Source organism: Kiloniella litopenaei (genome assembly GCF_000982415.1).
Taxonomy (GTDB): Bacteria; Pseudomonadota; Alphaproteobacteria; order Kiloniellales; family Kiloniellaceae; genus Kiloniella; species Kiloniella litopenaei.
The window spans coordinates 59,744-74,731 of sequence record NZ_LANI01000002.1; the positions used below are offsets into that span (position 1 = coordinate 59,744).

A 14,988-nucleotide genomic window follows, 5' to 3' on the forward strand; every position below is an offset into this window, starting at 1 on the left:
TGCCCCCAAATAAAACCTATGTCGCGACATTAATAATATAAATTATGACCTTATAGGCTTTATAAGTTAAAAAAACTGTTAACCGAGCTTCCTGTTTCTTGAAACTTTAATGACAACTATCTGACAAATAATACCCTGTCTTTCTTGTCATCAACTTAGTCAGATTGATGCAAACCTGGTAATAAAACAAAAACAGTTCTTATTATTTACTCAATCATTCTACTCATTATTCGAATTTATTTGAAGTATCTAATTTATCTTCCTCTGCTACTTAAATATAAGTATTCTTTTTAAGTAAAGAGTGCCCCGGTGTTAATGAGGACCTCTATGTTAATAAAAACTCCATGTTAATTAAGAATCTCTGTGTTAAGACAGAAAGTTCTACAGAAGTAATGTGACGCACGACAAAGCATCTGAACGCGACATTGCCTCCTTTGCCTAGCTCTGAAAGCTGGCCAAGACTATTGAAAAGCCACAGAGTGTGATCGGATAAACAAAAGTGCTAGAAATAGGACGAGATCTGGAAATCAGCATAAATCACCCCGCGATCAAAGGTTTTCTGAACCTTTGCGATCAAGCACGGGGGAAGCGACAGATGTCCCTTGACCTGATCCAAAGCCGCCCTTTTGTCCCTTATTGGTCAACACTGATCGTCAACCGCTGGCACGAAGACAAACAAGATTTTCTCTATAGTTTCTGGGGCTCAAAACTGTCCAGCATATACGGTATGGACCTAACCGGGAAATACATCCTGCGCGGAGAGTTCAAATCAACAGAAAAGGTGTTCTGGAACGCCCATAAAGACGTTATCACAGACCTGAATCCCGTCTATCTGAACACCAGCATTCATTGGCTAAATAAAGAACATCAAAGTTTTAATGCCGTCATCATCCCCATGGAACGTAACGATAAAATTACAGAAACTATCGCCTACATCGCCTTTGATAACTAGATTATGATATCTGGTTTTTGATATCTGTTTTTTGTAAAACAGACAAAAATCTTACCAAAGCTCACTATGCATTTGGCAAGAAGCCGCGATACATTCTTTGAGTGCCTTGATTGTTTCTTCGCCCCCCGCACCATCTGTCTGTCCGAAATAGTACCCGTTTTCCTTGAGCCAGATTTGATCCATTTCGATGCGGTCTTGCCCGCCAATTTCCTGAGCTTTCAAATAGGCATCCAGGGCTTTATCCCCCTGTCCATCTTCCACATAGGCCGCCGCCAATGTATCCCAGATTTCATAATCATCGGGGTTCACATCCAATGCCCTCTGGGCAAAGGTAATGGCCTCGGCCCCTCTTCGTTCTGCCTTGTCCGGATTAACCGCCAAAAGCCACGCCAGCGAATTCAGCCCATAGGCATCATCAGGGTCAAGACGAACAGCTGCCCTGTAATCCAGAATTGCCAGATCTACCTGTTTTTTGTCTGTAAAAAGACCTGCGCGATAAAAATAGGCTTCTGCATTGTTCGGATCAATGGCAATGGCCTGATTATAATCATCCATAGCCAGACCATTATAATTGCGTAAGCTATGGGCATAGGCCCGGTCCAGATAATTAGATACCCGCTTGGGGTCATGGGCAATCGCCTGGGTCAAATCTGCAACAGCAAGATCGTAATCTTCCCCGTCAATATAAGCCATTCCCCGCAACCGATAGACAATCCCGTACCCCTTGTCAGGCAATTGACCAGACTGGATAAGCCAGCCACATGCCTCGATCCGCAAAGCAACAGAGGCATCAGGGTTATTACAATGCCTTGATTGCGTTTGAAAATTTTGGGCATGCGTCAACTGGGGAAAGAAAAAAGAAATCGCAAAGAGCGCACAAACGTAAAGAGAAAGTGATCGAAATATCATTATTCTTTTTATCCTAGACCCAACTAACCCGGTCACACTACAATCAAAAGATGTAATTTATAGGCTGTGACGTGAATTGCAAACCCTTAGGAGATGCAAGGTGGACACCATAAACGAAATACTAATCGCCTTAACCACCCTCATTCTCGCTGGTTCGGTTATTGTCGTTCTAATCATCGGGCACCTCAATCGCAAAGGCGGCAAAGACGGCGAAACCCGGGGGATTGGCTGGCAGTTTATTCGCTATACGGTGCTGAGCATCGCCCTGCCTATTGTTGCCATTTTAGCCCTCAACAACACGTTGGAAGGTGAAGCCGCGACCATTATAGCCGGGGCGCTGGGCTATGCTTTTGGCAAAAAGGATGATAGCTGACAAAATTCAGTGCATGACCCAGCATTAATTTCCAATAGTTTGTCACCATCGAATATTCGCCCCACTTCCCCTTTTTTCCTCTTATTTCAGAGACCACTCTCATGATACAAACAAGTAACCTTACAAACGCAGCATATAAACAGATTGAAATAGAGGAATGGGATCAGGCAGCAGCCGCCTGGCATAAATGGATACCCATCATAAACGCGTTTGTCAGCGTTGCCACAGACATCATGCTGGATCAGGCAGGTGTAGAGACAGGTAATCAAGTTCTGGATATCACCGCGGGTGATGGCAGCCAGTCGATAATGGCCGCGGAACGTGTCGGCAAAACTGGCTCTGTCCTTGCCACCGACATATCACCGGCCTTTGTCAAACTTGCGCGGCATATCGCACGAACACAAGGGGTCACCAACATGACCGCAGAGGTTATGGACGCCGAAAACCTTGCCCTGCAAGACAACAGCTTTGATGCCGCAATATCTCGTTTGGGCATGATGTTCCTGCCCGATCCTCTCAGGGGGGTACAGGAAATCCATCGTGTCCTGAAGCCTGCGGGGGCCTTTGCCGCCATTGTTTATACCACGCCGGATAAAACACCCTTTTTTACCCAGTCCCCACAAATCATTCGTGAACAACTGAACTTGCCAGAACCGCCAACAAAAGAAGCACCAACACATACATCCCCGGCGCCACAAGCCCACCAACCCGGCCCCTTTGCCTTGGGAACGCCAGACTTCTTTGCCGATCTCTTTGCACAGGCCGGCTTTGTCAATATTGAACAGGAAATCATAGAGGCCCCCCTTCGGTTCGACACAACCGAAGACTTTATTCAATGGCGTCGTGACGTTGCAATCTCTCACAAAACAATGCTGGCCGGACAAGACACAGAAACCCAGGAAAGAATTTGGCAGGAAATCACCAAGGCCATGCGCCAATACGAAACCAGCGACGGCTTTGAAACCCCCACCGAACTCCTGATCTGTTCCGGGCAAAAGCCGGGAAACTCCTGATCTGTTTTTATTCTAATTTATTCAGAGAACATTTTTTCAAGCATGACACATAGCCTAAACTTCAAACAACGGTTGTTTCTAGTGCTCTTAACAGTCTTGGTAGGAAGTCATATAGAGATATTTGAATTTGAAATTCACTTTCACCTAAGGCAAATCATTGAAATAAAATACTATTACGAATCAGTGGCTATAAATATAGATCGCTTTGCTATTGAATTTTTGATTCAACTCACTGCCGCTATTCTGTTAGGTACAACAGTAATCCCGAGATGGATGAAAAACACCATTTTCTCAAAATGGGATCGTGTTCTGCTTAGTTTATTTCTGTTTATCCCTATTGCGATTTTCTGTGATCAGGCCTTCATAGGTCGCTTTATCCCTGGCTCAATCTACTTAAGTGACTTAACCACTGGCCTCTACTTCACACCGCTTTTTCTTATCATTGGCCTGTATATCCTGCCCAAATTTATCACGCTGACTGAATACAATCCTGCAAAAGCCTTTAAAGGGGGCCTTTTGGCGTGCTTACTATGTCTTCCCTTTGTTTGGCTTTATGACACACTGTTCAATCACTTCCCCTTCTACCTTTCGGCTTACAGTGATTGGTTACAAACCAAACCGGAAGAAAATCACATATATTACTTTATCGGATATCTAATAGGTCACTACAGTACTTTTGAAACCTATATCGGCTCTGCAGGCCTGATATGGCAGTGTATCTGGTTTATCGCCAGCGGCGTCTGCGCTTGGTTTGCCTACTTTGTCATTTACCAAAACAACTTGAAAAGCTGGCGGGAGGAAGCGACTGTTTTTGAGTAAATACCCGCCGCATTGTCTCTCCGCAAGAAACGAAAACCCCCGCGCCTTTGAGCCGGGGGTTTTCGTTACGCCTATCCTTTAAGATAAAGCGTCCAGATATTTATACAGCTTATAGAACCTATTCCAGAGACAGATCTCTTTCTACATTCCTTACTGGGTCTGCATACTATACTGGGTCTGCCTACTATACTGGGTCTGCCTACTATACTGGGGGCTGCATTCCTTACTGGGGAATGATGTCACGAACCAGACGTGGGTCCAGATCGTTCAGGATCTTTGCAATACGACGTTCCCGACGTTTTGCTTTATAAGCAATAATCGCGTCTGAAACAGCGGTTTTAACAAAAGCGACGATGCCTTCTTTAGCGAAGGAAACGGGTTGTGCAACATTTACTGACACATGTGCCATAGTCTTAATCCTAATCAAAGGGCCCGGTCCCGTAAATCCCGACAGCCAAGTTGTTTCTACTGATTCCTAGGTACGCTCAGTTGATCAAATCGACAATTGAAATTTATTCATTCTGGCTATGCATTTTCAGCATGGAAGTCCCCCTACAAGCCCCTCTCAGCAAGGGTTTTGTCGCGATTAAGACAAATCAATGTCGCATATAATCCTTGCCCCTGATTTGCCTCATTTTTGAAAATATTTTACGTCTGAAAAAGTTTTATTTCGGACAGTTTTTTGTGTCGTAAACAGCACACAAATGCCGCTATTTTGATACTCGATCTTTCTGCCTGTCCTTTTGGCATCATATCACAGAACATTTTCTATCCATCACGATCGATGAACGAACCGAGTCTTGTTAAAAACAATACCTGTCGGGGCATAATCCATGGTTTTTGATCCCCCGCTTGCCCCACGCTAGTGGTCAAAAACAAGCGACATAAAAACGACATAAAGAAGCGACAAACAGTTGAAAATCTATTTATATTCATCGCTATTTTAGAGTACCATCACGAGAATTGTGGATTTAGGTCATGTGCGATATACAAACAGGACCGAAATTAAAGTTTAAGTGGTGGGGATAAATGACACTTGAGAACGTAACAGCCAACGAAGGCCTGGGAAGAAAAATACTCGCAAGAACATCCTGGCCCGTGCTTCTTACGCTTTGCATCTGTACCACGGCCTATGGCTTTGCCATTGATCGCCCTGTCATCGTTTTCAACCTGACCTATCTTGGCTTGGCCATTGCTCTCTTTTTACTGGAACGCAAAATGCCGTTCGAGAAAACCTGGCTGGAAAACGACGGACAGACCTTTGCCAACATCGCCCACACCCTGACCAGCAAAGGCCTTGTCCAGGGCCTGGTCACCTTTAGCGGTGTCATCGGCATTACCGCCTATGTAACGCCTCTACAGGGCGAAGGTTATGGCATCTGGCCACGCGACTGGCCACTTGCCATTCAGGTAATCATGACGCTGGTTGCAGCTGAATTCGGTCTCTATTGGGCGCACAGAATTTCCCACGAATGGAAACCACTGTGGAAATTCCACGCCATCCACCATTCCGTCACCAGACTGTGGATCGTCAATACCGGGCGGTTCCATTTTATTGATTCCCTGTTGTCCATCGTACTGGGCATCAGCATCCCCCTCGCGCTGGGTGCGCCACTGGAAGCAATCACATGGCTATCGGCCATAACCGCCTATATCGGCATGCTGACACATTGCAACGTGGATATGCGTTTCGGGCTGCTTTCCATGATCTTCAACACCCCCGGTCTGCACCGCTGGCACCACAGTAAAAAAATCGTCGAAGGCAACAGAAACTACGGCGAAAACCTGATGGTATGGGATATGGTTTTTGGCACCTGGATCAACCCGGACCGTCGCCCCCCGGCCAAGATTGGCATCACCGAAGAAATGCCGCCAAGCTTTCCCGCCCAACTGGTCTGGCCCTTTAAAGAAATCAAGGAACTGGATCATGAAGGTTGGACAACGCTGATCTCGGAAGAAAATACCAAGCCGAAAGTTTAGAGTTTGAAACCGACAGCAGCACAAAGAAAAACAGAGCCTGATCAAACAAAATAGGGTATGTTTGAATTTCAGGGATAATGACTTAGATAACAAACGGGTAGCAGGCTTCTTATATGCGCATTCTCTATGTAGAAGATGATCAGGAAGTCCTGAGCTATATCAGCAATGGCCTCAAGCAAGAGGGGCATAATCTGGATACGGCGGACAATGGCAAAGACGGGCTGTTTTTGGCAACGACCGAAAACTACGATGTCATTATCGTTGATCGCATGCTGCCAGAGTTAGATGGCCTGACCATTATCAGAACATTACGGGGGACTGATAACCATACCCCCGTTCTCATTCTCAGCGCCCTTGGCGAAGTCGATGATCGGGTAAAGGGACTTAGATCGGGCGGCGATGACTATCTGGTCAAACCCTTTGCCTTTGCCGAACTTCTGGCCCGTATAGAGGTTCTTGCCAAACGAAACGGACCACAAGGCACCCCGCAAGATACGCGGTTAAGCGCACAGGATCTCGAAGTTGATCTGCTCTCGCGCAAGGTCAAACGCAGTGGACGGGCCATTGAGCTACAGTCACGCGAATTTCGTCTGTTGGAATACTTGCTAAAGCACAAGGGGCAGGTTGTGACCCGAACCATGCTGCTGGAAAATGTTTGGGATTATCATTTCGACCCCCAGACAAATGTGATCGACGTGCATATCAGCCGTCTAAGAGGTAAGGTCGATAAAGATTTTGACGTTTCACTGATAAAGACGATACGTGGTGCCGGATATATCATCGAAGACACCCCATAGACCCTACGCCCGAAGCTCTAGCTTTCAGATGGCTGTTCTGTTTCTGCTGCTTTGCGGAACGGCTGTTATCATACTTGGCTATTTTAGTTACTATTTCAGTCGGGGGCACTTTGTCCAACGTACCGAAGCCATCATTGACACCGACCTGCATTATGTATCGCAATGGCAAGATCCCGCCCGCATTGCCAAGGCGCTGAACAGGCCCGATCGGGTTTATCTTTTGCTGTCACCGGATGAAAAAAAGATTATTGGCAATCTGGATGAATTACCGGAAACAGTTTCCCTTTTGGCCGAAGGTACTCTGACCTTTTCAGTCACGCCCCCTGCCGAAGCAAAATCACCCGTATCAAATTCCCCAGATATAAAGACCCCTGATATAAATACCCCCGATATAAATCCTTCTGATACAGAAAAAGATTACGCCGCGAAGATATACACCTATCCCAATAAAAATCGTTTGTTGATCGGCGTCGATATCACGTCGGTGACAAATGATTATAAATTGATGCAATGGCTAAGCTTTCTCAGTATCGGCTTTATGGTACTCGTCATTGTCACCAGCTATCTGATCAGCCGTTTTGTTGTATCCAACACCAACCGCATTGCCCTGACCGCAAAGCAGATCATGGAAACCGGCGACCTTTCCCAACGGATTGAGTTGACGTCCCGCTGGGATGATCTTAGCTACATGGCGGGGATCATCAATGATCTGCTTGATCGTATCCAGCTGTTGATGCGGGGTATCCGACAGGTTTCTGACAACATTGCCCATGACCTGCGTACACCCTTGACCCGCCTGCATCACAATCTGGAAGATTTGCGATCACAAGATCATATCACTCAAAACCAACAGGCCTATGAAACCGTTGACAAGCTGGTCAATGAAACCGACCAGATGCAAAGAACCTTTAACGCTCTGCTCCGCATTTCGCGGATTGAAGCGGGCAAACAGCACTCTGCTTTTGAGCCAATGGATCTGGGTGAACTGTTACAGGACGTTATTGAGCTCTATGAACCTCTTCTGGAAGAAAAGGCCATCACCCTGGAACAAGATGTCCAAAACATCACTTTGCGGGGTGACAGGAACTTACTGTTCCAGGCCTTTGGAAACCTTATGGACAACGCGGCGAAGTTCACCCCGACCAAGGGTTGGATCAGGCTCAGCCTGCGTAAACAGGAAACCGGGATCATTTTTGTCATTGAAGATAGCGGCCCCGGCGTTCCCCCGACCGATCTTAGGAAAATATTCGAACGCTTCTATCGCACAGAAAGCAGCCGACACACCCCCGGCAGTGGGTTGGGATTGAGCTTGGTTGGCGCAGTCATCGACCTGCACAAAGGACAAATATCAGCCGAAAACGGTGAAAAGGGCCTGCGTCTGACCATACGTTTTTCATAGTTTAAAACGGTACAATCAAAAGAGAAACCAACGGAGAAAACAAATCATTTTCTTTCATTACCATTTTGTAATGTTCAGGACAGCAAGAGGTAAGACGCCATAGCCGATTGTAATCGCATGAAAATAGCAATCATTGGCTCAGGTATTTCCGGTTTGGGCGCAGCATATCTGTTGCATCCCCATCATAACATCACCGTTTATGAAAAAGGAAACTATCTGGGGGGACATAGCCGGACAATCGACATCTCTCCCAAAGGGACGCAAACACCTGTGGATACAGGGTTTATTGTTTTCAACCACCGGAACTATTATCACCTGACCCGGCTGTTCAAGCACCTGAACGTTCCCACCATCGAAAGCGACATGTCTTTCGGGGCCAGCATTCAGGACGGTTGGCTGGAATATGGCAGCAAAGGCATGTTCGCCCAAAAGCGTAACCTGTTGCGCCCCAGATACTGGAAAATGATCCGGGATATTCTCAGTTTTAACAAAAAAGCCCTGCCCTATCTCGAGAAAAACAAAGATGCCACCCTGGAAGAGTGCCTGAATGACCTGAAACTCGGGGACTGGTTCAAACGTTATTACCTACAGGCCATGGGCGCAGCGATCTGGAGCTGTTCGGTTGAAACCATTCTGAAGTTTCCGGCGCGTACCTTTATTCGCTTCTTCGACAATCATGGCCTGTTAAGCGTTAATCAACATCCCCAGTGGTATACGGTAAAGGGGGGAAGCCGCGAATACGTGCAACGAATAAGCGCAAGCTTTCACGATCACATAAGGCTGAATTGTGGTGTTGTTTCTGTCAAAAGAAAAAACGGAAAGGTCGAAGTACTGGACGACAAGGACAATACAGAAACCTATGATCAGATTGTTTTTGCCTGTCATGCTGATCAGGCCCTGAAAATGCTCGACACCCCGTCAAAAGACGAAGAACGCATTCTTGGAAACTTCACCTACCAGAAAAATCTGGTTGTCGTTCATGGGGACACCAGCTTTATGCCCCGCAAAAAAGGATCATGGGCCAGTTGGGTTTATCTATCAGAACAACAGGAAGACAAAAGCGAAAGTGTCTCCCTCAGCTACTGGATGAATAATCTTCAGGATATTGGTCACGATGCCCCAGTCATCATCACCCTAAACCCCGGCAGACAGCCCGCCGGGCACCTGATTTATGATGTTAATGAATTCGAGCACCCGGTTTTTACAAAAGATGCAGTCGATGCCCAGGAACAGATCAGTGCTATACAGGGCAAAGACAATTTGTGGTTCTGTGGGGCCTATCAACAATATGGTTTTCACGAAGATGCCTTGGCCAGCGCCGTCAGGGTTGCGCAAAAAATTGGAGTGTCCATTCCATGGGAATAGCGCCCAAACTTCTAAACGCCCCAAAACTCTTGAACGCAAAAGTTTTTCACAAACGCCTGTCCCCAAAGGTGAACAGTTTCACCTATGGCATTTATTACTACTGCCTGCCACTCTCTCAACTCTCCCCCGTAAACGGCAAGCCGCGCAATAGCGATCTGGAATTTCCCATAAACAAAAAAGGACTGGTCAGCTTTTATCAAAAAGATCACGGCAAGAAGGATGGAAGCTGCCTGACCACATGGGCCAGAGAACTGCTTGAGCGATTTGATGTAACACAGGCAGATGGTGAAATTATACTTGTCGCCATGCCCCGTGTTCTTGGGTACGTTTTTAACCCTGTAAGCTTCTGGCTTTGCCTTGACCGGAATGAAAAACTCCGCGCCGTTATCTGCGAAGTTAATAACACCTTTGGCGAAACCCACTGCTATCTATGCAAACACGACGATGGCCGCGCCATTGAAGCAAACGATACGCTACAAACAGAAAAGCTGTTCCATGTTTCCCCCTTTATTGAACGCGAAGGTCATTACGACTTTCGCTTTAATGTCAAAGAAGATCACTTTGCCGTCTGTATCGATCTCTTTAACTCCAATGGTGAAAAAACACTGGTAACGTCCTTGGCTGGCAAGCTGTCCCCCCTGACCAAAGCTGCTGTAACCGCAGCGTTCTGGAAACATCCGCTGGTGACCTTCAAGGCTATTTACCTTATCCACTGGCAAGCGCTGAGGCTGATATTAAAAGGCATAAAACATCTGACGAAGCCCGAACAAAAGTCAGAAAAATTCAGTGCGACCCGCAACCTTACCAAAAGTTAATGTCCGCGTAATCCAGGGGTTATTTTCATCCTTGTATTCTGAAAGCATCACAGAAAACAATCTGTTCTCAACACCCACAAACAAATAACGAAACCCAACGAGGCCTGATAAAAAATGTTTGGACTAAAAGCGTCATCACAACTGTTTAAAAGTCTTGATAGTCTTCAATATGGTTCTCTCGCCCTGACCACACCTGATGGCCAGATTCGTGTTTTTGAGGGCAAGCAACCTGGCATCAAAGCCAAGATGGAAATGCACGACTGGCGCGTGATTACGAATTTGGCCGCACGCGGGGACGTGGGTTTCGCCGAAGATTATCGTCAGGGACATTGGGAAACAAACAATCTGCCCAATCTCATCGCCTTGGGGCTACAAAATGATCAGGCATTCAGACGCTTCGTTTTTGGCAGCCGTCTCTTCCAAACCTTTTCCCGACTGACCTATCTTTTCCGCATTAATACCCTACAGGGCAGCAAACGAAATATTCATGCCCATTACGATCTGGGGAATGAGTTCTACAAGCTTTGGCTTGATCCAACCATGACCTATTCTTCGGGGCTGTACCTGAACGAAACAGATAATTTAGAACAGGCACAGAACAACAAATACGACCGCCTGTTAAACAAGTTGGATCAAAAATCCGGGTCACTTCTGGAAATTGGTTGCGGTTGGGGTGGTTTTGCAGAACGCGCCGCCAACCGCGGGGATTTCGACATAAAGGGCATCACCCTGTCAAACGAACAACATCACTATGCCAGCGCCCGCCTGGGTCCCCGGGCCAAAATCGCGCTAGAGGATTATCGGCATCAAGATGGTAAATTTGATCATATTGTTTCCATTGAAATGTTCGAAGCCGTTGGCGAACGCTATTGGTCCACCTATTTTGACAAGGTTAAATCCCTGCTAAGTCCCACCGGCAAGGCTATGATCCAGACCATCACAATCGACGATAGCCGCTTCGAAAGATATCGCCGCGGTGGCGATGTTATCCGCAGCTATATTTTCCCCGGCGGTATGCTCCCCAGTCCCAGCAAATTCAGACAAGAAGCAGCCAAATCAGGTCTCGTCGTCAACGAAGAATTCCACTTTGGTCAGGATTACGCCCGCACACTCGAAGAATGGTTGCATCGCTTTGATAGCCAGCGGAACAATATCAAGGCACAGGGCTTTGACGACAGTTTTATTCGTCTGTGGCGCTTTTATCTGGCGGCCTGTATCGCAGGTTTTTCAACCGGACGCACCAGCGTCATGCACGCAGAGCTATGCCATGCGTAAAAGGTACATTGCCCCATTCGCCCTGTTCCGAAATATAAAGTTCGCCATCGGTCTCATTCTATCACTGGTACTGGCAAGCCACCTTGCCATGTCATCCCCCGCCACAGGCAACGAGCTGGTTGCAAAGCATGTTCCCTCTGCACAGGCTGTTGGCAAGGGCAGATTATCGATCCTGTTTTGGGACGTTTATGACGCTGTACTACTGGCCCCCAATGGTCAATGGAATATCGCCCCTCCCTTTGCGCTTAGTTTGACCTATCTGCGCGACATTAATGGTCGGGATATCGCCGACAAGTCCGCAGAAGAAATTCGCAATCTCGGCTTGGATGATGAAGTCAAGCTCGCGGCCTGGCACAACCAGATGCTCAATATTTTTCCTGACGTTAAAGAAGGCACCAACCTGACGGGGATCTATGCTGAAAATGGCGAAAGCATCTTTTTTCACAAAGACAAAGAGATCGGACGGATAAGCGACCCTGATTTCGGGCGTTACTTTTTCGATATCTGGCTTAACCCCAAAACCAGTGCACCGCAATTACGCGCAAAGCTGTTGGGACAGTCATGACCGACAACACGACCATATCCAGAAAAAGCCTGTTCCAGTACAGCTTTCTGGCAATTCCATTGGCTTTTGCCGGATTGCCGCTCTATATCCATGTGCCGGATTTCTATGCGACCACATTGGGGCTTTCTTTGTCCGGTATCGGTATTGTCATCATTCTGGTCCGGGTTTTCGACGCGGTTCAGGACCCGATGATCGGTGTGTTTTGTGATCTTTATAACGACAAACGTCCCCTGATCATATTTATTGCCAGCCTTATGATGGCTCTTGGCTTCTTTTTGCTCTTTCACCCACAAGAAAGTTTGGGGTTAGCAGGCTTGGCAATCAGTCTGGTTCTCGCAACAACAGCCTATAGCATGATGACCATCAACCTCAATGCATTGGGCAGCACATGGAGCCAGGATGGCGTACAAAAAAACCGCATTACATCCTGGCGTGAAGCGTTTGGATTAATCGGGTTGATTATTGCCGCCGTTCTGCCGGGGATTATCACCTTTGATCAATATTCCTATGTGCTGATCCTCTTTCTTGTGCTCGGTTTTACCATTTTTATGCTCTGGAACAAAAAGCACAAAAAGTATGACGCGCTTATAAATCTGCGTAACAAAAACAACAAAGACACAATAAAGCTGCACGAACTGTTACTGCCATCCAACAAATGGTTCTTCGGTATCTATTTTATCAGTACGCTCGCCTCTGCAATCCCCGCGGTTCTTATGGTTTTCTTCACACGGGATCTGTTGGGCGCCGAACAATACACGGGTGCTTTTTTGCTGATTTATTTTCTGTCTGGTGCTTGCGGCATGTCCGTCTGGTTAACCATCGCTAAACGATCGTCAAAACTTATTTCCTGGGCACTCGCAATGCTGCTTGCGGCGACAACCTTTGTCTGGGCCTTTTTCCTGCAACCCGATGACGTCTGGCAATACGCGCTCATCTGCGTTCTGTCCGGTATTGCACTTGGGGGTGAACTCTCCCTGCCCCCGGCCATTCTCTCTGAATTGATTGATGCACAGGATAAAACAAGAAATACATCGTTTTTGTTTTCCATCCTGGCATTTCTGTCCAAAACAGCCCTCGCTTTGGGAAGCGGCATTGCCTTCCTGATCTTGGGCGTCACATCTTTTTCACCCGCAACACAAAATGATAGCGAGGCACTTTTGGCCCTCAGTTTCACCTATGCCCTTGCCCCCTGCATTATCAAAGTATGTGCGGCTTTGGGGCTTCTTTCCTGGCTTCGAAAATTAAAACAAAGGAACGATCATGCGTATTCTTCTGGTTATAACTCTTCTTTTGGGGGGCAGCATGATGCTTAGCGGTTGTTCCGGTCCTTCGCTCAAACACTATGAGAACTCTGAACCGACAATGGATTTACAGGAATACTTTACAGGCCCGATAAAGGCGTGGGGCTTGGTTCAAAACCGAAAAGGCGAAGTTGTCAGACGCTTTGATGTTGTCATGAACGGCACATGGGATGGCGACACAGGTACGCTTGAAGAAACCTTTGCCTATTACGACGGCGAAACCCAGGACAGAACCTGGACTATCAAGCGTCTCGCCCCGGGAAAGTACGAAGGGACTGCCGCCGATATATTGGGAAAAGCGGATGGTCAGGTAAACGGCAGTGCCATGCGCTGGGCCTATCAAATGGATCTTCCCGTTGGCGATACCAGCTATAAAATTACTTTTGACGACTGGATGTTTCGTATGAATGACGGCATTCTTATCAACCGATCCTATCTCAAGAAGTTTGGATTTACGGTTGGTGAACTGACGCTCTTTATGCAAAAGCAGGACGGATGATTAAAAGCTTCAAAGGGGCACATATCTGGATTTTAGGGGCCAGCAGCGGCATTGGGCTGGCGCTTGCGCGCGAGCTTTCAGACGCGGGGGCTATTCTTGCCCTCTCGTCGCGCCGACGCCCGGAATTGAATGATATTAACGAAGCATTGGGCGGACAGCATCTTGTTGTCCCCTGTGATGTCAGTATCCCCGCATCCCTTAAAGAAGCTTCGGACAAAATAGCACAATCCTTTGCCAGACTTGATAGCGCGATCTATATGGCGGGTTATTATAACCCGACCAGGTTTGAAGACATTGAAGTTGAAGAATTGCGCAAAACAATAGACATCAACCTGACGGGTGCTTTTGTTTTCAGCCACCATGTTCTCGCGATCTTGCAAAAGCAGTCAGCCGGACAAATAGCCCTCTGTGCCAGTGTCGCGGGTTTCAGAGGACTGCCAAACGGCCAACCCTATAGTGCAACAAAAGCCGCCATGATCAATCTGGCCGAAAGCCTGCGTGCAGAAAACAAAATACCGGCGATCGATATTAAAGTCATCAATCCGGGTTTTGTCCGAACCCCCATGACAGACAAAAACCCGTTCAAAATGCCGATGATTATTGAACCCGAAGATGCAGCCAAAGCCATTGCCGTTGGCTTGCAAACCAAAGCGTTTGAAATTCATTTCCCCAAAAAGTTCACGTACTTTCTGAAACTTTTGCGAATACTACCTAGCTGGGTTTATTTTCAGATAATGAAAAAGCAATAAAGCCCCATATCTTTTTATCCGTATAAAACACAACGATCCATCCGGTAGGCCGTTCAACCTTAATTTAGAAACCTGAAATAATAGAGCCAACCTTCGCCTGTTATAGCTCTTTTCGCCTGAGTTCACCCAGTTATATTTCTTGTATTTCTTATGTTTTTTATATTTTTTTGGACCTGA

The 14,988-nt window shown here is 46.9% G+C and carries 16 protein-coding genes; 14 read left to right on the top strand and 2 right to left on the bottom strand.

What is annotated here, in order from left to right; all coding sequences use genetic code 11:
* The first annotated feature begins 499 nt into the window (after positions 1 to 499).
* Positions 500 to 952 carry a PAS domain-containing protein gene (locus WH95_RS01920; protein ID WP_046502312.1) on the top strand — a complete coding sequence of 151 codons (453 nt, stop codon included), beginning with the start codon at positions 500 to 502 and terminating at the stop codon, positions 950 to 952.
* Between the two features lie 51 nt (positions 953 to 1,003).
* On the opposite strand, the gene WH95_RS01925 is transcribed toward WH95_RS01920, so the two are convergent.
* Positions 1,004 to 1,861: a tetratricopeptide repeat protein gene (locus WH95_RS01925; RefSeq protein WP_052741710.1), complete on the bottom strand. Its 858-nt coding sequence runs from the start codon at positions 1,859 to 1,861 to the stop codon at positions 1,004 to 1,006.
* A 100-nt stretch (positions 1,862 to 1,961) separates the two neighbouring features.
* Here WH95_RS01925 and WH95_RS01930 point away from each other — a divergent pair, with 100 nt between their 5' ends.
* From WH95_RS01930 to WH95_RS01940, 3 genes are all read left to right on the top strand, one after another.
* A complete protein-coding gene (locus tag WH95_RS01930; protein ID WP_046502318.1) occupies positions 1,962 to 2,234 on the top strand; it encodes a hypothetical protein in 273 nt (90 codons plus the stop codon).
* Between the two features lie 101 nt (positions 2,235 to 2,335).
* Complete coding sequence (locus tag WH95_RS01935) at positions 2,336 to 3,247, top strand: class I SAM-dependent methyltransferase (RefSeq protein WP_046502321.1); 912 nt, start codon at positions 2,336 to 2,338, stop codon at positions 3,245 to 3,247.
* Positions 3,248 to 3,289: 42 nt separating this feature from the next.
* On the top strand, positions 3,290 to 4,066 hold the full coding sequence (locus tag WH95_RS01940) for a hypothetical protein (protein WP_157845862.1): 777 nt from the start codon (positions 3,290 to 3,292) through the stop codon (positions 4,064 to 4,066).
* Between the two features lie 223 nt (positions 4,067 to 4,289).
* On the opposite strand, the gene WH95_RS01945 is transcribed toward WH95_RS01940, so the two are convergent.
* The gene (locus tag WH95_RS01945; protein WP_046502326.1) at positions 4,290 to 4,475 is read right to left on the bottom strand and encodes a hypothetical protein; all 186 of its coding nucleotides are present in this window, start codon (positions 4,473 to 4,475) and stop codon (positions 4,290 to 4,292) included.
* Between the two features lie 620 nt (positions 4,476 to 5,095).
* Between WH95_RS01945 and WH95_RS01950 the strand changes: the two genes are divergently transcribed.
* The 10 genes from WH95_RS01950 to WH95_RS01995 all read left to right on the top strand — a co-directional run bounded on the left by WH95_RS01950 (position 5,096) and on the right by WH95_RS01995 (position 14,811).
* Positions 5,096 to 6,046 (top strand): sterol desaturase family protein, encoded by a 951-nt coding sequence (locus tag WH95_RS01950; protein ID WP_082113938.1) that lies wholly within the window; start codon positions 5,096 to 5,098, stop codon positions 6,044 to 6,046.
* A 113-nt stretch (positions 6,047 to 6,159) separates the two neighbouring features.
* Positions 6,160 to 6,843 carry a response regulator transcription factor gene (locus WH95_RS01955; RefSeq protein ID WP_046502328.1) on the top strand — a complete coding sequence of 228 codons (684 nt, stop codon included), beginning with the start codon at positions 6,160 to 6,162 and terminating at the stop codon, positions 6,841 to 6,843.
* Between the two features lie 28 nt (positions 6,844 to 6,871).
* Positions 6,872 to 8,242 (top strand): sensor histidine kinase, encoded by a 1,371-nt coding sequence (locus WH95_RS01960; protein WP_052741711.1) that lies wholly within the window; start codon positions 6,872 to 6,874, stop codon positions 8,240 to 8,242.
* Between the two features lie 117 nt (positions 8,243 to 8,359).
* Positions 8,360 to 9,607, top strand: coding sequence for an NAD(P)/FAD-dependent oxidoreductase (locus WH95_RS01965; protein ID WP_046502331.1), 1,248 nt, complete (start codon positions 8,360 to 8,362; stop codon positions 9,605 to 9,607).
* Positions 9,598 to 10,422: a DUF1365 domain-containing protein gene (locus WH95_RS01970; RefSeq protein WP_046502334.1), complete on the top strand. Its 825-nt coding sequence runs from the start codon at positions 9,598 to 9,600 to the stop codon at positions 10,420 to 10,422. The genes WH95_RS01965 and WH95_RS01970 overlap by 10 nt, the downstream gene beginning before the upstream one ends.
* A 114-nt stretch (positions 10,423 to 10,536) precedes the next feature.
* Positions 10,537 to 11,697, top strand: a complete 1,161-nt coding sequence (locus tag WH95_RS01975; protein ID WP_046502336.1) for an SAM-dependent methyltransferase — start codon at positions 10,537 to 10,539, stop codon at positions 11,695 to 11,697.
* A complete protein-coding gene (locus tag WH95_RS01980) occupies positions 11,690 to 12,262 on the top strand; it encodes a chalcone isomerase family protein (protein ID WP_052741712.1) in 573 nt (190 codons plus the stop codon). Before WH95_RS01975 ends, WH95_RS01980 begins: the two co-directional genes overlap by 8 nt.
* On the top strand, positions 12,259 to 13,575 hold the full coding sequence (locus WH95_RS01985) for an MFS transporter (RefSeq protein ID WP_046502340.1): 1,317 nt from the start codon (positions 12,259 to 12,261) through the stop codon (positions 13,573 to 13,575). The genes WH95_RS01980 and WH95_RS01985 overlap by 4 nt, the downstream gene beginning before the upstream one ends.
* A complete protein-coding gene (locus WH95_RS01990) occupies positions 13,523 to 14,062 on the top strand; it encodes a DUF3833 domain-containing protein (RefSeq protein WP_046502343.1) in 540 nt (179 codons plus the stop codon). Before WH95_RS01985 ends, WH95_RS01990 begins: the two co-directional genes overlap by 53 nt.
* Positions 14,059 to 14,811, top strand: coding sequence for an SDR family NAD(P)-dependent oxidoreductase (locus WH95_RS01995; RefSeq protein ID WP_052741714.1), 753 nt, complete (start codon positions 14,059 to 14,061; stop codon positions 14,809 to 14,811). The genes WH95_RS01990 and WH95_RS01995 overlap by 4 nt, the downstream gene beginning before the upstream one ends.
* The last annotated feature ends 177 nt before the right edge of the window (positions 14,812 to 14,988 follow it).